Source organism: Streptomyces sp. NBC_00820, from assembly GCF_036347055.1.
Classification (GTDB): Bacteria; Actinomycetota; Actinomycetes; order Streptomycetales; family Streptomycetaceae; genus Streptomyces.
In genome coordinates this window covers 2028330-2045761 of record NZ_CP108882.1, presented here as the reverse complement: position 1 = coordinate 2045761, position 17432 = coordinate 2028330, and the positions used below count along the sequence as shown (strand labels likewise).

The following is a 17432-nucleotide window of genomic DNA, read 5'->3' as shown; positions in this document are numbered from 1 at the left end:
GGACGGCCGGGCGGTGCGGTGACTGCGGTGCGGTGCGGTGAAAGTGGAACGGTGACTGCGGTGCGGTGACCGTGGAGCGGCGGCGGTGGTGCGGTGGCCCGGAGGGGCCTCGGGCGTGCGGTCAGACCCGGATGACCTGCGGGCCCTGGAGCGAGTAGCGGTGGGCCTCGGCGGCCGGCAGCAGCGTGCTGGTGACGACGGCCTCCAGGGCGCCGACCTCGGCGAACCGGCAGAAGCTCACCGCGCCGAACTTGGTGTGCGTCCCGGCGAAGACCGTGCGGCGGGAGGCACGGATCGCCTGGGCCTTGACCTCGCTGACCGCCGGGTCGGGGGTGGTCAGCCCGTGGTCGCGGGAGATGCCGTTGGCGCCGATGTACGCCAGGTCGATGACGAACCCGGCCAGCATCCTGGTCGTCCAGTGGTCGACGGTGGCCAGCGTGCCGGCGCGCACCCGGCCGCCCAGCAGCAGCACCGTCGTGTTCTCGGCCTCCGCGAGCGCCCCGGCGGTGGCCAGGGAGGCGGTGACCACCGTCAGCGGCCGGTCGCGGGGGAGCGCCTCGGCGATGAGCTGCGGGGTGAAGCCCTCGTCGACGAAGACGGTCTCGGCGTCCCCGAGCAGCTCGGCCGCCGCGGCCGCGATCCGGCGCTTCTCGGGGACGTGACTGGTGGCGCGGAAGGCGAGGGTCGTCTCGAAGCCGGCGCTCTCCACGGGATAGGCGCCGCCGTGCGTGCGGCGGACCAGCCCGTGGTCCTCCAGGGCCCGCAGATCGCGTCGTACGGTCTCCTTGGCGACGCCCAGTTCGGTGGCGAGCGTGGTGACGTCGACCGAACCCGTGCGGCGGGCGGCCTGGACGATCTCGCGCTGTCGTTCCTCCGCGGTCATCGCCGTCATCGCCGACACCTCCCCTGCCTTGCCTTGCCGTGCTGTGCCCGTTCGGGCCCGGTGAGGCCCTCGGGGGAAAGTTCTACAGCGCGTGCGCGGCGGTGACCAGGCCTGTTGCGCGTCCGATGGTGCCCGCATGTGCCCGTTCGGTTCTGGCTGTGCCCGCCTCGGACCTGGGCTGCTGTGTGCCGGGACGTGAGATCGGGCAGCTCCGATGCCCGAACACGGCGGCGGGCGCGCCCGTTTGCTGCCCGCCCGCCATGAAGATCGATCGTTTTCGGCCGGGCCGAAGGCCGCGGCGGACACTTCGGGACGGTCGTTTCGTGACAGTCGTTTCGTGACGGTCGTGGGGGGCCGGGCACGGGTGACGGTCCGCGAGGGAACCGGGGGGCCGGTGTGTTCCGCCGGGGCGGCGGCGGTGGCGACCGTCCGGCGCCGGCCTGTGCCTGACCCGAGCGGGTGACACTCCGGGGGCGTGCGGGAGCCGACGGCCCGGCGGACCGGTTCGCCGCCGTCCGCCCTTCTAGGGTCGGCTCCGCGGTACCCCTTGATCATCTTCGGAAGGGATCCCTCCCGTCATGAAGCTCCGCACCACCCTCGGCGCCTCCCTCGGCGCCCTCGCCCTCGCCCTGTCCATGGCCGGCTCCGCCCAGGCGGCCCAGGGCAGCTTCCACTACAAGTACGTCGACGGCTACGGCCAGGAGCAGCACGTCGCCCTCGCCGACCCGCACAGCGGCAAGTGCATCAACCTCTACGGCGTCGGCGACGACGAGGAACTCCCCGGCTACGGCCCGCAGAACGACACCGACACCGCCGTGACCGTCTACCTCGGCGCGAACTGCGAGGGTTCCGCCTGGCGGCTGAGGGCACACGGCAAGCCGGCCAAGGACACCCTGGAGGTCCGTTCCGTGCGCTTCGACGCCCCGGAGGGCGGTACGGCGGCAAACTAGTCGCCAAGCACGACGACGAGTCCCGGTGTTGACCGGCGCCGACCGGCGTTGACCGGTGTCGACCGTGAGGCGGCGCCGGGAGGCCGCTCTTCGGTGATCCCCGGCGGAATCCCCGGCGGAATCCCGCAGGGCCCCGCCCGCGCCCGGTGGTCGTCGCGGAGCGGCCTTGCTCGTCCGGGGCGCGCGCAAGAGGCCCGGTGCCGTTCCGGATCGTTCAGTACGGCCAGATCGGCGGGTCGTTCACGAAATGGCCGCCCAGGTGGCTGTGGGCCGGGTTCGCCGAGTCCATTTCGCCCTGTGCGGCGATCAGTTCGGCGGCGTACGGCTCGGAGTCGTCCCGCGGCTCGTAGCCGAGCGCCCGGGCGGACGACAGGTCCCACCACAGACGGGTGTTGGCCGAGGAGCCGTAGACGACCGTGTGGCCGACCTCCTCGGCGGTCAGGGACGCGTGGAAGAGGCGGGCGCCGTCGGCGGGGCTCAGCCACAGCGAGAGCATGCGCACACTGGTGGGCTCGGGGAAGCAGGAGCCGATGCGCACGGAGACGGTCTCCAGGCCGTGCCGGTCCCAGTAGAGCTGCGCCAGGTCCTCGCCGAAGGACTTGGACAGGCCGTAGAAGGTGTCCGGGCGGCGCGGGGTGCCGACCGGGATCAGCGCGCCGGGATCGAGCGGTACGGCACCCTGTGGCGCCGCGGTGTAGCCGACGGCGTGGTTGGAGGAGGCGAAGACGATCCGGGGCACTCCTTCGTGGCGGGCGGCCTCGTAGAGGTTGTACGTGCCCTCGATGTTCGCCTTGAGGATCTTCTCGAACGGCGCCTCCAGGGAGATGCCCGCGAGATGGAGGACCGCGTCCACGCCCCGCACCGCCTCGCGCAGCGCCTCCTTGTCGGCGAGGTCCGCGGTGATGGCGTCCGGCTCGTCCTCGACGGGGCGCACGTCGAACAGGCGCAGCGTGTAGCCGTACGCCGGCAGCAGGGACCGCATCAGGGTGCCGAGGCCGCCGGCGGCGCCGGTGAGCAGCAGGGTGCGGGGAGCGGGCATCCTCGATCTCCTTGCGGTTCTTGAGTCAACGGCCGCATGTGTGGATGCGATTCACATCCGTGGACACGCTAGAGAGGGCCGAGCCGTGCGGTCAAGTGTGCCGTGGAGTGCGGAAATCCGGTGCTGTGTTGGTGGTTCGCCCGCTTGACCGCCCTTGTGGGCGGCCTTTAGCGTGATGCCGTTCAGAGATATGGACACCGATCAGATTCGTGCACCCGTGGCACGCACCGACAGGGAGCGCCCGTGACGTCAGTCCCTCTCGCCGCCCGGCTCAGCGACCCCAGCGGGCCGCTGTTCTTCCCCGTCACCGCCTACGGCCCCGACGGCTCGGTCGACCTCGACGTCTACCGCGCCCATGTGCGCCGCGGCGTCGAGGCCGGAGCCGCCGCCGTGTTCGCCGCCTGCGGCACCGGCGAGTTCCACGCGCTGCTCCCGGAGGAGTTCGAGGCCTGCGTGCGCGCGGCCGTCGAGGCGGCGGAGGGCCGGGTCCCGGTGATCGCGGGCGCCGGCTACGGCACCGCGCTCGCCGTCCGCTACGCGCGGCTCGCCGAGGAGGCGGGCGCCGACGGACTCCTCGCCCTGCCGCCGTACCTCGTCGTCGCCGGGCAGGAGGGTCTGCTGCGGCACTACCGGGAGATCGCCGCGGCGACCGCCCTGCCGGTCATCGTCTACCAGCGCGACAACGCCGTCTTCACCCCGCCGACCGTGGTCGAACTCGCCCGCACCGAAGGCGTCATCGGCCTCAAGGACGGCGTCGGCGACCTGGACCTGATGCAGCGCATCGTCAGCGCCGTCCGCACCGAAGTCCCGGGCGACTTCCTGTACTTCAACGGCCTGCCCACCGCCGAGCAGACCCAGCTCGCCTACCGTGCCCTCGGCATCACCCTGTACTCCTCCGCCGTCTTCTGCTTCGCCCCCGAGATCGCCCTGGCCTTCCACCGGGCGCTGGAGACGGGCGACGAGGCCACCGCGCGCCGCCTGCTGGACGGTTTCTACCGCCCGTTCGTCGAACTGCGCGCCCAGGGCCACGGATACGCCGTCTCCCTCGTCAAGGCGGGCGTACGGCTGCGCGGCCTGGACGTCGGCGAGGTCCGGCCCCCGCTGCACGAGCCCGCCGAGGATCACGTCAAGCAACTCGCCCGGCTCGTCGACCGCGGCCACGCGCTGCTGGAGGAGGGTGCGTGAAGGCGTCGGCGTTCGTCTACCCCTGGGACGTCAATGGGGACCCCGACGCCCCCGCCCGGATCGCCGGACTCGGCGTGGAGCAGGTGACCCTCGCCTCCGCCTACCACTCCACCCGCGCCCTGACCCCGCGCCACCCCCGCCACCGCGTCGTCACCGCCGAGCACGCGGCCGTCCTCTACCCCGCCGGCGACCGCTGGGCGGGCCGGGCCCTGCGGCCGTACCCCGCGGGACACTGGGCCCCCGGCGACGCCTACGGGCAGGCCGCCGAGGCACTCGCCGCGGCCGGCCTGGAGGTGCACAGCTGGGTGGTCCTGGCGCACAGCTCCCGCCTGGGCGCCGAACACCCGGACACCTCGGTCGTCAACGCCTACGGCGACCGCTACCCGTGGGCGCCCTGCATCGCCCAGCCCGCCACCCGCGCGTACCTGACCGGCCTCGCCGCCGAGGCCGCCGTACGCCCCGGCGCCCGCGGCACCGAACTGGAATCCCTCGGCTGGTACGGCCTCCAGCACCTGCACGCCCACGACAAGACCGCCGGGATCGCCCTCGGGGACGCCGGGCAGTACCTGTTGTCGCTGTGCTTCTGCCCGGACTGCCGCGCCGGCTACGGCGAACAGGGCCTGGACGCCGACGCGTTGGCGGGAGCCGTACGGGCCGCGCTGGAACCGCTGTGGCGCGGTGCGGCGGACGACGGGGACTGGGCGGCCGTCCGAAAGCTCCTCGGCGAGGAGACGGCGTCCGCCACGCGCGCGTGGCGCGAGCGGACGGCCCACACCCTCCAGGAAGCGGCCGTCACCGCTGTACGCGCCGCCGCGCCCGACGGCTTCCAGGTGCTGCTGCACGCGGACCCGGTGCCGTACCACTGCGGCGCCAACGCCGGCGTCGACCCCGCCCACATCCTGTCCGTCGCGGACGGCGTGGTCGTCCCGTGCGCGGGCGGCACGGACGGTACGGCGCTGCTGGCACCCTTCGCCGAGCGGGCGCGGGAGGGCGCGGTCCTCGCCGCCAACTTCCCGGTGGTCACCGGCATGGGCGGCAGCCCGGGCACCCTCGCGGCCGACGCGGCACGCGCGCGTGCCGAGGGGGCGACGGAACTGCGCCTGTATCACGCCGGGTTGGCGTCCGACGGGGACCTGTCGGTAGTGCGCGAGGCGCTGTCCACGCGCTGAACGAGTGACGCCGCCGTGGCGAGGAGCGCCACGCCGTACACGGGCAACAGCGGCGCGGGGCCGGCCAGTTCGACCAGGCCGGCCCCGACGGCCAGCCCGACGGCGGTCGGTGTGAAGATCAGCGTGCCGGCGGTGGCGGTCACCCGGCCCAGCAGCGGGCCGGGCGTCTCGAGCTGCACGGCGGTGAACGCGGCGATCAGCACGCACGGCAGCCCCAGGCCGATCCCCAGGCTGCCCGCCAGCACCACCGGGTCCGACGGGACCGCCCGCGCGGCCACCGCGACCGCCGTGAGCGCGATCCCGGCCGCCGCGAACCGGCGCGCGCCCAGCCGGCGCAGCGCCGCTCCCGACACCAGCCCGACCGCCGTCGAGCCGGCGCCCTGGACGGCGTACAGGACACCCGCGTAGGCGGGGGAGTGCCCGAGGGCGTCCACGACGCCGTACGTCATGGTGCTGCTCAGGCTGGAGAGGAACATCGTGGCACCGCCGGCCAGCACCAGCGGACGCAGGAGCGGATGCCCCCACAGCTCGCGGACGCCCTCGGCCGCCTGCGCGCGCCCGCCGCCCGCCCGGGGCCGCGGCGGCTCCTCGCGGACGCGGACGAACGGCCACACGGCGGCGGCCAGCGCGAACGTGCCGGCGTCGAGGCAGGCGACCGCGGCCCCGCCGTACGCCGCGTACAGGGCCGCACCGGTCAGCGGGGCCACCAGCTTCATGCCCTCCACGGCGGTCGTCCGGAGCCCGCCCAGGTCACCCAGCAGCTCCGGGCCGACGACGCCGGTGACGACGGCGGACTCGGCCGGATCACGGACGGCGACGACCGTGCCGTACACCAGCAGCACGGTGAAGAGCAGCCACAGGTCGTCGCGGGAGCGCACCGCGAAGAGGGTGAGGAGGACGGCACCGAGGCCGAGGTCGGCCCAGATCAGCAGGGGTTTGCGGGGCAGGCGGTCGGCGATCGTGCCGAGCAGCGGGCCGGCGAGCGTGGGCGCCCAGGTGGCGAGCAGACACAGGGCGGCCAGGCCGTTCGAGCCGGTGAGGTCCTTCACCCACATGCCGCAGGCCGGGCCCAGCGCGGACGTGCCGAACGCGGACACCACCACACTCGCGAGGTACAGACCGGCGTCGCGGTCGCGCAGCACGCGCCTCGTACCGCCGTTTTTCGTTTTCGTCATGCCTGGTCATCGTGGCCCTAAGGAGGGTGGGCGCGGATCGGGCGGATGCCTCGTCCGGCGCGCCGGTGAGGGGCGTACCGATGAGTTCCCGTGCCCCGGCGGGTCACTCATGGGTACGGATGTCACCCCCGTACCCGGGTACGGATGTCCCCGCCCCCCACGCGCAAGGAGCACGGCATGACCCACCCCATCTTCGATCTCGGTGCCCAGACCCGGGTCCTCACGGAGCTCGCCGGCAAGGTGAGCGACGAGCGGCTGCCGGATCCCACCCCGTGTCCGGACTACACGGTGCGGGACCTGCTGGCCCATCTGACCGGGCTGGCCGTCGCCTTCCGGGACGCCGCCCGCAAGGACCTCGGCCCGACGACCGACACCAGCCCGGAGGCCGGGCTCCCCGAACTCGCCCCCGACTGGCGCGAGCGGCTGGCCGAGGCGCTCGACGAACTGGCCGAGGCCTGGCGCGAGCCGTCGGCGTGGACCGGCACGACCCGCGCCGGGGGCGTGGACCTGCCCGGCGCGGTCGCCGGCGCCGTCGTCGCCGACGAGCTGGTGATCCACGGCTGGGACCTGGCCCGCGCCCTCGGCCTGCCCTACGAACCCGACGCCGCCGTCGTCGAGGCGGCCCTCGGCTTCCTCACCGGTGCGGCGGCCGGCCTCGACCGCGAACGCGGCCCCTTCGGCCCCGTCGTACCGGTCCCGCAGGACGCCCCGCCGCTGGAGCACGCGGTGAGCCTGAGCGGCCGCGACCCGGGATGGCGGCCGTAGGGCCGGGGGGACACCCGCCGCGCCGCGGCGGACCCCCGCGGGCCTCTTTCGTCAGCGGCATTGACGAAACGCGGCCCCCCTCCTAACTTCGACGCGTCGCGCCTCGTACGTCATACGTCATACGTCATATACGAGGCGCGGTACGTGAGTTCACGGCCGCGGGCCCGCGCGGCCGTGTCACCGGGAGGCGCCCGTGACCGCTGTGCCCACGCCGATCCCGTCCCGCACGCAGTACGTGCTGGAGGCGATCAGACACCGCATCCTGACCGGCGCGCTGGCTCCCGGGCAGGCGCTCGTCGAGACGGAACTGGCCGCGTCGTTCGGGGTGTCCAAGACCCCGGTGCGCGAGGCGCTGAAGACGCTCGCCGGCACCGGCCTCGTCGTGACGAGCCAGTACAAGGGCGTCACCGTACGCACGGTGGACGCGGACATGGCGCGCCAGGTCCACGACGTACGGCTGCTGCTGGAACCGGAGGCCCTGCGCCGCACGGTCACCCGCGGGGCTCCTCTCGACGCCGCCGCGGACGCGCTGGACCGGGCGGACACCGCCCCCGGCCCCGCCGAACGGGCCCTCGCCAACCGCGCGTTCCACCGCGCCCTCTACCTGCCGTGCGGCAACCCGCTGCTCACCCGGATGCTGGACGACGTCCGCGACCAGGCCGCGCTCGTCTCGGCCGTGGCCTGGGCGGCCGACCCCTCCTGGGAGCGGGAGGCCGCCGAGCACCGGGAGATCCTCCGCCTCGCGCGAGGCGGCGACGCGGACGGCGCCGCGAGCGCCCTGCACACCCACATCACCTCGTTCACCCGGCGGGCCTTCCCCGCGTCGCGCCCGGAGGAAGGACAACAGTGAGCAGCCCGATGTTCGCGGCCGAACGGGCCGCCCTGGCCGACGTGGTGGCCATCCCCGTGACCCCCTTCGCCGAGGACGGCCAGGTCGACCGGACCGCCTGCCGGGCCTTGCTGCGCCGCCTCATCGACGCCGGGATCAAGACCCTCACCCCGTGCGGGAACACGGGCGAGTTCTACGCCCTCGCCCCCGAGGAACGCCGTCTGGTGGTCGAACTGGCCGTGGACGAGGCGGGAGACCGCGCCACCGTCCTGGCCGGCGTCGGCCACGACCTGCCCACCGCCGTCGCCTCCGCCCGGCACGCCCACGCCCTCGGCGTCCGGATGGTCATGGTCCACCAGCCCGTCCACCCCTACGTCTCGGAGGCCGGCTGGGTCGCCTACCACCGTGCCGTCGCCGAGTCCGTGCCCGGCCTCGGGGTGGTCCCCTACGTCCGCGACCCCCGCCTCCCCGGCGCCCTCCTCGCCGAACTGGCCGGCCACTGCCCGAACGTCATCGGCGTCAAGTACGCCGTCCCGGACGCTGCGCGCTTCGCCGCCTTCGCCCGGGACGCCGGCCTGGACCGCTTCACCTGGGTGGCGGGCCTCGCCGAGAGCTACGCCCCCGGCTACTTCGGCGCGGGCGCCACCGGGTTCACCTCCGGACTCGTCAACGTCGCCCCGGCCCTGTCCCTGACCATGCTGGAGGCGCTGCGGGCCGGCGACCACCCGGCCGCCATGAGGGTGTGGGAACGGATCCGCCGCTTCGAGGAACTGCGGGCCGCCCACGGCTCGGCGAACAACGTCACCGTCGTCAAGGAAGCCCTCGCCGCGCTCGGCCTGTGCCGCGCGGACGTCCGCCCGCCGAGCTCGCCGCTGTCCGGGGACGAGCGCGCCGAGGTCGCCGCCATCGCCGCCTCGTGGGTGCGGTGAGGAAGGCCGTGCGTGAACCGCAGGAGCTGCGCAGCCACCAGTGGTACGGCACCGAGGGCCTGCGCTCCTTCAGCCACCGCGCCCGCACCCGCCAGCTCGGCTACCTGCCCGAGGAACACCTCGGCAAGCCGGTCGTCGCCGTCCTCAACACCTGGTCCGACATCAACCCCTGCCACGTCCACCTGCGCGAGCGCGCCCAGGCCGTCAAACGCGGGGTGTGGCAGGCGGGCGGCTTCCCCCTCGAATTCCCGGTCTCCACGCTCAGCGAGACCTTCCAGAAGCCGACGCCCATGCTCTACCGCAACCTCCTCGCGATGGAGACCGAGGAACTGCTGCGGTCGTACCCCGTCGACGGCGCGGTGCTCATGGGCGGCTGCGACAAGTCCACGCCCGCGCTGCTGATGGGCGCGGCCTCGGCCGGCCTGCCCGCCGTCTTCGTCCCGGCCGGACCCATGCTGCCGGGCCACTGGCGCGGTGAGACCCTCGGCTCCGGCACCGACATGTGGAAGTACTGGGACGACCGGCGGGCCGGCCTCATCGGCGACTGCGAGATGGCCGAGCTGGAGAGCGGCCTGGCCCGTTCCCCCGGCCACTGCATGACCATGGGCACGGCGTCCACGCTCACGGCCGCGGCGGAGGCCCTCGGCATGACCGTGCCGGGCGCCTCCAGCATCCCGGCGGTGGACTCCGGGCACGAACGGATGGCCGCCACGGCGGGCCGGACGGTCGTCGAACTGATCCACCAGGACCGCGGGCCGGGCGACATCCTCACCCGGGAGGCCTTCGAGGACGCCGTCACCACCGTTCTCGGTCTCGGCGGCTCCACCAACGCCGTGATCCACCTGATCGCCATGGCGGGCCGGGCCGGGGTACGGCTCACCCTGGACGACTTCGACCGCATCGCCCGCACGGTCCCCGTCCTCGCCGACGTCCGCCCCGGCGGACAGCGGTACCTCATGGAGGACTTCCACTTCGCGGGCGGCCTGCCCGGATTCCTCTCCCGCATTCCCGACCTGCTCCACCTCGACCGGCCCACGGTCTCGTACGACACCCTGCGCGAGCAGCTCGCGGGCGCGCGGGTGCACCACGACGGCGTCATCCGGCCACGGGACAACCCGGTCGCGCCCGAGGGCGGGGTGGCCGTGCTGCGCGGCAACCTCTGCCCGGACGGCGCCGTCATCAAGCACATCGCCGCCGAGCCCCGCCTGCTCCGGCACACCGGCCCCGCCGTCGTCTTCGACGACTACCGCACGATGCAGCGCACCATCGACGACCCCGCGCTCGGCATCACCGCCGACAGCGTGCTCGTGCTGCGCAACGCCGGCCCCAAGGGCGGACCGGGCATGCCCGAGTACGGCATGCTCCCGATCCCGGACCACCTGCTCAAGCAGGGCGTGCGGGACATGGTCCGTGTCTCCGACGCCCGTATGAGCGGCACGAGTTACGGCACCTGCGTACTGCACGTGGCCCCCGAGTCCTACGTCGGCGGCCCGCTCGCGCTGGTCCGCACCGGCGACCTCATCACCCTGGACGTGGACGCCCGCAGTCTCCGTCTCCACGTGGAGGAAGCGGAGTTGGCGCGCAGGAAAGCCGAGTGGACCCCACCGCCCGCCCGGTACACGCGCGGCTACGGCGCCCTCTACGAGGACCAGATCACCCAGGCCGACGCGGGCTGCGACTTCGCCTTCCTCGCCCGCCCGGGCGAGGCACCGGACCCGTACGCGGGCTGACCCCTCCCGCCGCCCTCCTCGCGGGCCGTCCTGTTCGGGACTGCTGGGAACTGCCCGGGACCGCCCGGGATGCGTATCGATCGGATAACACGCCTCGCAACGCCGGGTTGATGCGCGTAGACAGTGCGTGGCCTGATCCTCACTCATCAGATCCGGAGATTCCATGCGGAAGTCCCTCAGAGCGGCCGCCGTCGGCGCCGCCTGCGTTCTCGGCGGTACGGCGCTGTACGGTGCCGGCGCGGCCGGTGCCGGTCAGTCGACGGCGAACTCGACCCACGAGCCCTACAACATCGGGCTCCTGGTGAAGGACATCGACACGTACTACGGCACCACCGCCGACGCGAGCGGCGTGTACCAGGCGTCCCCGGACAGCCCGTACGCCAAGGACCTGGCGCGGATCGACGCCGACGCCAGGAACTACATAGACAAGGCGGCCCGCAAGGACCACCGCCACGGAAAGAAGCCGGCCGTCGTCTTCGACATCGACGACACGCTGCTGCTCAGCCTCGACTACGAGAAGCGCTACAACTACACGTACAACGCCACGACGTGGAACGACTACGTGAACCGGGCCGACCGTCCGGCCGTGTTCGGCAGCGCCGAGCTGGTCCGGTACGCCCAGTCCAAGGGCGTCGAGGTCTTCTACAACTCCGGTCTCAGCGAGGCCCAGCGCGCCGGCGCCGTGGAGAACCTGAAGAAGATCGGCGCCGACGTGAACCTCGACGCCGGCCACATGTTCCTCAAGGACAAGGCCAACCCGCCGGCCTACCTGAGCGGATGCGCCACCGCGACGACCTGGACCTGTACGACCGTGCAGTACAAGGGCGGCACCCGAGGACACATCGAGGACCTCGGGTACGACATCATCGCCAACTTCGGCGACCAGTACTCGGACCTGGACGGCGGCCACGCCGACCGCACCTACAAGCTGCCGAACCCGACGTACTTCGTGTCCTGAAGTCCCGCGTCCCGGGCGGCTGTCCGCATCCGGCCCTCGTCCCCGGCGGTTCCCGCCGGGGCGGGGGCCGGCCCGCTTCCCGCGTCCATTCCGTAACACGAAGGGAACCTGAAACCGGTCGCCCGGGGGAACAATCCAGCCAGCATCCGCACAACACCCCGTTGATGATTAGGAGTTGGTGTCGGGCATGTCCGAGACGCAGAAGGCGGACCAGCGGTCCGGCGCCGTGCCACCCACGGGCAACGGCGTCGACCGGTACTTCAGAATCTCCGAACGGGGATCGACCTTCGGCCGGGAGATACGCGGCGGCCTCGCCACGTTCTTCACCATGGCGTACATCCTCGTCCTGAACCCGATCATCCTGGGCAGCGCCAAGGACAAGTTCGGGCACTCCCTCGACACCGGCCAGCTCGTCACCGCCACCGCGCTGGTGGCCTGCGTGATGACGGTGGTCATGGGCGTCGGCGGCAACCTTCCGCTCGCCATCGCCGCGGGGCTCGGCCTGAACGCCGTCGTCGCTTTCCAGCTGGCGCCGCTGATGAGCTGGCCCGACGCGATGGGCCTGGTCGTCCTGGAAGGCCTCGTCATCTGCCTCCTGGTCCTCACCGGGCTCCGCAAGGCGATCATGGACGCGATCCCGCGGCAGCTGAAGCAGGCCATCGGAGTCGGCATCGGCCTGTTCATCGCCTTCATCGGCTTCGTGGACGCCGGCTTCGTCAGCCGCGTCCCCGACGCCGCGCACACCACCGTGCCCGTCCAGCTCGGCGCCGTCGGCAGACTGACCGGCTGGCCCGTCCTCGTCTTCTGCCTCGGCGTGCTGCTGACCATCGCGCTGCTGACCCGGAAGGTGAAGGGCGCCATCCTGATCAGCATCGTCGCGATGACGGCCGTCGCGATCGCCGTCGACACCGTCGCCGACATCAAGAGCTGGGGCCTGACCACCCCGAAGGTCCCCGACAAGGTCGTCGCAGCCCCGGACTTCGGGCTGATCGGTCACTTCAGCCTGTTCGGCGGCTTCGCCAAGGCCGGTGTCCTGACCGCCGTCCTGCTCGTCTTCACCCTCGTGCTGTCCGACTTCTTCGACGCCATGGGCACCATCGTCGGCATCAGCGCCGAGGCCGGGCTCCTCGACGACGAGGGGCAGGTGCCGGGCATCGGCCGGGTCCTGCTCATCGACGGCGCCGCGGCCGTCGCCGGCGGTGTCGGCTCGGCCTCCTCCAGCACCGCCTACATCGAGTCCGCCGCCGGCGTCGGCGAGGGCGCCCGCACCGGCTTCGCCAACCTGGTCACCGGCGGTCTCTTCGGCCTCGCGCTCTTCCTCACCCCGCTGCTCACCATCGTCCCGCTCCAGGCGGCGGCGCCCGCGCTGATCGCGGTGGGCTTCCTGATGATGACCCACGTCAAGCACATCGACTGGGACGACCACGAGATCGCCGTCCCGGCCTTCCTCACCATCGCCACGATGCCGTTCACCTACTCCATCACCGACGGTATCGGCGCGGGCTTCGTGGCCTACGTGGTCATCAAGACGGTGGTGGGCAAGGCCAGGGAGGTCAACTGGCTGCTGTGGGGCGTCTCGGCGCTGTTCCTCGTGTACTTCGCGATCGACCCCGTGGAGCAGGTGCTGGGCGTCAAGTGAGGCGAGCGCGGGGGCGGTTCGGACGAACCGCCCCCGCGCACGGGGCGCCTACTTGAGTGCCGCCTGCATCATCGCCCTGGCCACCGGCGCCGCCAGGCCGTTGCCGCTGACCTCCGAGCGCAGGGCGCCCGACTGCTCGACCATCACCGCGACGGCGATCTCCTTGCTGGTGCTGTCGGACCTGCCGTAGGACGTGAACCAGGCGTACGGCGTCTTGCTGTTGTTCTCGCCGTGCTGGGCGGTACCGGTCTTGCCGCCGACGGTCACCCCGTCGATCAGGGCGTTCGTACCGGTGCCGTCCTTCACCACGGACTCCATCGCCGACCGCAGCTGCTCGGCGGTCGAGGAGCTGACGATCTGCTTCGTCCCCGCGTCGTCGTAGTCCTCCAGCACCTCACCACCACTGTCGGTGATCTGCGAGACCATGTGCGGCGAGACCAGCTTGCCGCCGTTCGCCATCACCGCCGACACCATGGCCATCTGCAGCGGGGTCGCGGTGACGTCGAACTGGCCGATGCCGGAGTAGGCGGTCTGGGGCTTGTCCATGTCCGACGGGTAGACGCTGGCCCAGGCCCGGAAGGGCACGTCCCGCTTCTCGTCGTTGAAGCCGAACTTCTCGGCCATGGCCCGCACCTTGTCCTGGCCCAGGTCGACGGCCATCTTGCCGAAGACGTTGTTGCAGGAGTACTCCAGGGCGACCCGGATCCGGGCGTTCCTGCAAGGGGCCGACTTGTTCTCGTTGACCAGCACGTGTGTCGTGCCCGGCGGGGTGTAGGGATCCGGGCTGTCGGTGTTCGTGTCGACGTCCTTGTACAGCCCGCTCTCCAGCGCGGCCGCGGCCACGACCAGCTTGAACGTCGAGCCCGGCGGCAGCGGCTGGCGCAGCGCCCGGTTGACGAGCGGCTTGTCCTTGTCCGTGGTGAGCCGCTTCCAGGCGGGCCCCGCGGTGTTCGCGTCCGTCAGCTCGGTGGGGTCGTACGACGGCGTCGACACCATCGCGAGGATCTTGCCGGTCTTCGGGTCGATGGCCACGGCCCCGCCCTTCTTGCCGGCGAGCGCCCGGTAACCGGCCTTCTGCACGGCCGGGTCGATCGTGGTGAGCACGTTGCCCGGATCGGTGTGCTCGCCGGTGACGACGTTCAGCACCGTCTTCAGCCGGGTGTCCGAGCCGTTGAGCAGGTCCTTGTAGATGCCCTCCAGCTGGGTCGGGGCATAGGCCTGCGAGGCGTAGCCCGTCACCGGGGCGTAGAGCTCGCCGTCCTTGTACGTGCGCTTGTAGGCGAGGTCGCCGCCTTTCGTCCGTGCCGAACCCGTGATCGAGTTCCCGGCCACGATGATGTTGCCCAGTGGCCGGGAGTACGTCTTGATCGCGTTCCGACGGTTGTTGTTGTCGTCCGCGAGAGCCTGGCCGTCGTAGAACTGCACCCAGGTCGCCCTGACCAGCAGAGCGAGCACGAGCAGCAGCGCGAAGACGGACGCCCGCCTGATCGTTGTGTTCATCCCACCCGTCAGGACGAGCGGAGCGGGCGTGAACGTTCCCGCGCGGCCGTTTTTCTCATCACACGCTCAGCTCGCGTTCCGCGTGCGGACCTCACGCGGACCTCACGCGGGCCTCGGAGCCCGGCGCTGCCGGGTCAGAGTCTGCGTGTCGCCAGGGTCAGCCGGTCCCGTGCGTCGAACAGGGCGTCCTTGATCAGCTGCTCGTGGGCCGGGGTGAGCCGGGCCACCGGGACCGAGCAGCTGATGGCGTCGCGTGCCGGGGTGCGGTAGGGGATGGCGACGCCGAAGCAGCGCAGGCCGAGGGTGTTCTCCTCGCGGTCCACGGCGAAGCCCTGCTCGCGGACCTGGCGCAGCTCCTCGATCAGCTGCTCCCGGTCGGTGATGGTGTGCTCGGTAAGCGCGGGCAGCGTCTCGGGCAGCAGCCCCCGCACCTGCTCGTCGGTGTGCGTGGCGAGCAGCGCCTTGCCGAGCGAGGTGGAGTGCGCGGGCAGCCGGCGGCCGACGCGGGTGAAGGGGCGCAGGTAGTGCTGCGACTGGCGGGTGGCCAGGTAGACCACGTTCGTGCCGTCGAGGCGGGCCAGGTGGATGGTCTCCGAGGTGTCGTCGGAGAGCCGGTCCAGAGTCGCCCGGGCCGCCGCCACCACCTCGTCGCCGTCGATGTAGGAGGTGCCGACCAGCAGCGCCCGCACCCCGATGCCGTACCGCGTGCCCGTCGCGTCCGTCTCCACCCAGCCCAGCTCCACGAGCGTGCGCAGCAGCATGTACAGGCTGGACTTGGGGTAGCCCACGGCCTCCTGGACTGCCGCGAGGGAGTGCATGCCGGGACGGCCGGCGAAGTACTCGAGCAACTCCACGGTCCGCACCGCGGACTTGACCTGCGCCCCGCCGCCTGCCTCGCCTGCCGACATCGCCCGTGACCCCTTCGTTGGAGGAGAACCTGCTTGGAGAACCTGATGGAAGAACCTGGTTCGAGGACCTGGATACCTGGACAGAGGATCTAGATATACGAGGGCCCGGATAGGTAGTCTCCGATCAGCTCATTCACCATCAGAGACGGCGTTCAGTATATCGAACGCCCTGATGGCCGACCGGGAAAATGCGGCCTTGTCTGGAGGTACCCGCGGTGGCAGCAGCACCAGTCTGGAGTGTCGACCCGCGCACCGGAAAGCAGCGCGAACAGGTCGCGGTGGAGGCCACCGCCCAGGAGGTGGACGCGGCCGTCACGGCGGCGCGGGCCGCCCGCGGCGCCCTGGCCGACCGCGCGGTCCGTTCCGCCTTCCTGCGCTCGGCCGCCGCGGGCCTGGAGGCGGCCGGGGACCGGCTGATCGAGGCCGCCGACGCCGAGACCGCCCTCGGCCCCGTCCGGCTGACCGGCGAACTCGCCCGGACCGCATATCAGTTGAGGGCCTTCGCCGGCATCGTCGACGAAGGTGCCTTCCTGGACGTCGTCGTCGACCACCCCGACGACACCGCCACCCCGCCCGTTCCGGACCTGCGCCGCTACAAGATCCCGCTCGGTGTCGTGGCCGTCTACGCCGCCTCCAACTTCCCCTTCGCCTTCTCCGTCGCCGGCGGCGACACCGCGAGCGCGCTGGCCGCCGGGTGCCCGGTGGTCGTCAAGGCCCAGCCCGACCACCCGGCCCTGTCCGAGCTGGTCGCCAAGGTGCTGCGCCGGGCCGCCGCGGCCCACGGCATCCCCGAGGGCGTCGTCGGACTCGTGCACGGCTTCGACGCGGGCGTCGAGCTGATCGGGCATCCGCTGGTCGCCGCCGCGGGCTTCACCGGGTCGGTGCGGGGCGGGCGCGCCCTGTTCGACGCGGCCGCCGCGCGTCCGGTGCCCATCCCCTTCCACGGCGAGCTGGGCTCGCTGAACCCGGTCCTGGTGACCGAGGCGGCGGCGGCCGAACGGGCGGAGGCCATAGGCGCCGGACTCGCCGGGTCCATGACGCTCGGCGTCGGCCAGTTCTGCGTGAAGCCCGGACTGGTGCTGGTGCCGTCCGGTGCGGCGGGAGACGGGCTGGTCAAGTCCCTCACCGACGCCGTCAGCGCCACCGAGGCCGGTGTACTGCTCGACCACCGCATGCGGGACGCCTTCGTCAGGGGCGTCGCCGAGCGGGCCGCGCTGCCCGGGGTGGGCTCGCCCGTCACACCGGGGGCGGGCGGCGAGCACACGGTCAGCGCGGGGTTCCTCACGGTGCCGGCGAGCAGGCTGGCCGGGGAGGGGGCGCACGACCTGCTTCTGGAGGAGTGTTTCGGGCCGGTCGGCGTGGTGGTGCGGTACGAGGACGAGGCCGAGGCGGCCGCGGTGCTGCGGCGGCTGCCGGGCAACCTCACCGCGACCGTCCAGCTGTCCTCCGAGGAGGCCGCGGGGGAGGGGCGTGGCGCCGAACTCCTGGCCGAGCTGACGCCGTTGGCCGGGCGTGTGGTGGTGAACGGGTGGCCGACGGGGGTGGCGGTCGCACCGGCGCAGCACCACGGCGGGCCCTACCCCGCGACGACCTCCACCTCGACGTCCGTCGGAGGCACGGCCATCGAGCGGTGGCTGCGGCCGGTCGTCTACCAGAACGCGCCCGAGGCGCTGCTGCCGGAGGAGCTCCGCGACGGGAACCCGCTGGGGCTTCCCCGGCGGATCGACGGAGTTCTGGAGCGGTAGCCCCCGCCGCCGTCGGGCGGGCCCGCAG

Annotated in this window: 15 protein-coding genes; 10 read left to right on the top strand and 5 right to left on the bottom strand. The window is 72.6% G+C overall.

The annotated features are described in order from the left end of the window. Window positions 1-121: 121 nt before the first annotated feature. Complete coding sequence (locus OIB37_RS09380) at window positions 122-892, bottom strand: DeoR/GlpR family DNA-binding transcription regulator (RefSeq protein WP_330457077.1); 771 nt, start codon at window positions 890-892, stop codon at window positions 122-124. Between the two features lie 569 nt (window positions 893-1461). On the opposite strand from OIB37_RS09380, the gene OIB37_RS09375 reads away from it, so the two are divergent. Further along, a complete protein-coding gene (locus tag OIB37_RS09375; RefSeq protein ID WP_330457076.1) occupies window positions 1462-1833 on the top strand; it encodes a hypothetical protein in 372 nt (123 codons plus the stop codon). Between the two features lie 214 nt (window positions 1834-2047). On the opposite strand, the gene OIB37_RS09370 is transcribed toward OIB37_RS09375, so the two are convergent. Next, a complete protein-coding gene (locus OIB37_RS09370; RefSeq protein ID WP_330457075.1) occupies window positions 2048-2872 on the bottom strand; it encodes an NAD-dependent epimerase/dehydratase family protein in 825 nt (274 codons plus the stop codon). Between the two features lie 243 nt (window positions 2873-3115). On the opposite strand from OIB37_RS09370, the gene OIB37_RS09365 reads away from it, so the two are divergent. Together OIB37_RS09365 and OIB37_RS09360 are read left to right on the top strand one after the other, a co-directional pair. Continuing rightward, window positions 3116-4057, top strand: a complete 942-nt coding sequence (locus tag OIB37_RS09365; RefSeq protein WP_330457074.1) for a 5-dehydro-4-deoxyglucarate dehydratase — start codon at window positions 3116-3118, stop codon at window positions 4055-4057. Continuing rightward, window positions 4054-5226 carry a hypothetical protein gene (locus OIB37_RS09360; protein WP_330457073.1) on the top strand — a complete coding sequence of 391 codons (1173 nt, stop codon included), beginning with the start codon at window positions 4054-4056 and terminating at the stop codon, window positions 5224-5226. The genes OIB37_RS09365 and OIB37_RS09360 overlap by 4 nt, the downstream gene beginning before the upstream one ends. On the opposite strand, the gene OIB37_RS09355 is transcribed toward OIB37_RS09360, so the two are convergent. Next, window positions 5163-6401, bottom strand: coding sequence for an MFS transporter (locus OIB37_RS09355; RefSeq protein ID WP_330457072.1), 1239 nt, complete (start codon window positions 6399-6401; stop codon window positions 5163-5165). The genes OIB37_RS09360 and OIB37_RS09355 overlap by 64 nt on opposite strands. 177 nt (window positions 6402-6578) lie before the next feature. Between OIB37_RS09355 and OIB37_RS09350 the strand changes: the two genes are divergently transcribed. From OIB37_RS09350 to OIB37_RS09325, 6 genes are all read left to right on the top strand, one after another. Next, window positions 6579-7166 (top strand): TIGR03086 family metal-binding protein, encoded by a 588-nt coding sequence (locus OIB37_RS09350; RefSeq protein WP_330457071.1) that lies wholly within the window; start codon window positions 6579-6581, stop codon window positions 7164-7166. 193 nt (window positions 7167-7359) lie between these two features. After that, a complete protein-coding gene (locus tag OIB37_RS09345) occupies window positions 7360-8016 on the top strand; it encodes a GntR family transcriptional regulator (protein ID WP_330457070.1) in 657 nt (218 codons plus the stop codon). Between the two features lie 8 nt (window positions 8017-8024). Further along, complete coding sequence (locus tag OIB37_RS09340; protein ID WP_330461802.1) at window positions 8025-8924, top strand: dihydrodipicolinate synthase family protein; 900 nt, start codon at window positions 8025-8027, stop codon at window positions 8922-8924. An 8-nt stretch (window positions 8925-8932) separates the two neighbouring features. After that, the gene (araD, locus tag OIB37_RS09335; RefSeq protein WP_330457069.1) at window positions 8933-10654 is read left to right on the top strand and encodes an L-arabinonate dehydratase; all 1722 of its coding nucleotides are present in this window, start codon (window positions 8933-8935) and stop codon (window positions 10652-10654) included. A 163-nt stretch (window positions 10655-10817) separates the two neighbouring features. Next, complete coding sequence (locus tag OIB37_RS09330; RefSeq protein ID WP_330457068.1) at window positions 10818-11612, top strand: HAD family acid phosphatase; 795 nt, start codon at window positions 10818-10820, stop codon at window positions 11610-11612. Window positions 11613-11799: 187 nt separating this feature from the next. Next, window positions 11800-13251: an NCS2 family permease gene (locus tag OIB37_RS09325; RefSeq protein ID WP_330457067.1), complete on the top strand. Its 1452-nt coding sequence runs from the start codon at window positions 11800-11802 to the stop codon at window positions 13249-13251. A gap of 48 nt (window positions 13252-13299) precedes the next feature. Here OIB37_RS09325 and OIB37_RS09320 read toward each other — a convergent pair whose 3' ends face one another. Together OIB37_RS09320 and OIB37_RS09315 are read right to left on the bottom strand one after the other, a co-directional pair. Further along, window positions 13300-14751: a peptidoglycan D,D-transpeptidase FtsI family protein gene (locus OIB37_RS09320; RefSeq protein WP_330457066.1), complete on the bottom strand. Its 1452-nt coding sequence runs from the start codon at window positions 14749-14751 to the stop codon at window positions 13300-13302. 134 nt (window positions 14752-14885) lie between these two features. After that, window positions 14886-15659 (bottom strand): IclR family transcriptional regulator, encoded by a 774-nt coding sequence (locus tag OIB37_RS09315; RefSeq protein ID WP_330457065.1) that lies wholly within the window; start codon window positions 15657-15659, stop codon window positions 14886-14888. Between the two features lie 215 nt (window positions 15660-15874). On the opposite strand from OIB37_RS09315, the gene OIB37_RS09310 reads away from it, so the two are divergent. Further along, window positions 15875-17404: an aldehyde dehydrogenase (NADP(+)) gene (locus OIB37_RS09310; RefSeq protein WP_330457064.1), complete on the top strand. Its 1530-nt coding sequence runs from the start codon at window positions 15875-15877 to the stop codon at window positions 17402-17404. Window positions 17405-17432: the final 28 nt, after the last annotated feature.

Excerpts from the sequence above, each read along its gene's own strand:
- OIB37_RS09380 (WP_330457077.1), bottom strand. The coding sequence starts at position 892 with ATGACGGCGATGACCGCGGAGGAACGACAGCGCGAGATCGTCCAGGCC.
- OIB37_RS09375 (WP_330457076.1), top strand. The coding sequence starts at position 1,462 with ATGAAGCTCCGCACCACCCTCGGCGCCTCCCTCGGCGCCCTCGCCCTC.
- OIB37_RS09370 (WP_330457075.1), bottom strand. The coding sequence starts at position 2,872 with ATGCCCGCTCCCCGCACCCTGCTGCTCACCGGCGCCGCCGGCGGCCTC.
- OIB37_RS09355 (WP_330457072.1), bottom strand. The coding sequence starts at position 6,401 with ATGACGAAAACGAAAAACGGCGGTACGAGGCGCGTGCTGCGCGACCGC.
- OIB37_RS09350 (WP_330457071.1), top strand. The coding sequence starts at position 6,579 with ATGACCCACCCCATCTTCGATCTCGGTGCCCAGACCCGGGTCCTCACG.
- OIB37_RS09340 (WP_330461802.1), top strand. The coding sequence starts at position 8,025 with ATGTTCGCGGCCGAACGGGCCGCCCTGGCCGACGTGGTGGCCATCCCC.
- OIB37_RS09330 (WP_330457068.1), top strand. The coding sequence starts at position 10,818 with ATGCGGAAGTCCCTCAGAGCGGCCGCCGTCGGCGCCGCCTGCGTTCTC.
- OIB37_RS09325 (WP_330457067.1), top strand. The coding sequence starts at position 11,800 with ATGTCCGAGACGCAGAAGGCGGACCAGCGGTCCGGCGCCGTGCCACCC.
- OIB37_RS09320 (WP_330457066.1), bottom strand. The coding sequence starts at position 14,751 with ATGAACACAACGATCAGGCGGGCGTCCGTCTTCGCGCTGCTGCTCGTG.
- OIB37_RS09315 (WP_330457065.1), bottom strand. The coding sequence starts at position 15,659 with ATGTCGGCAGGCGAGGCAGGCGGCGGGGCGCAGGTCAAGTCCGCGGTG.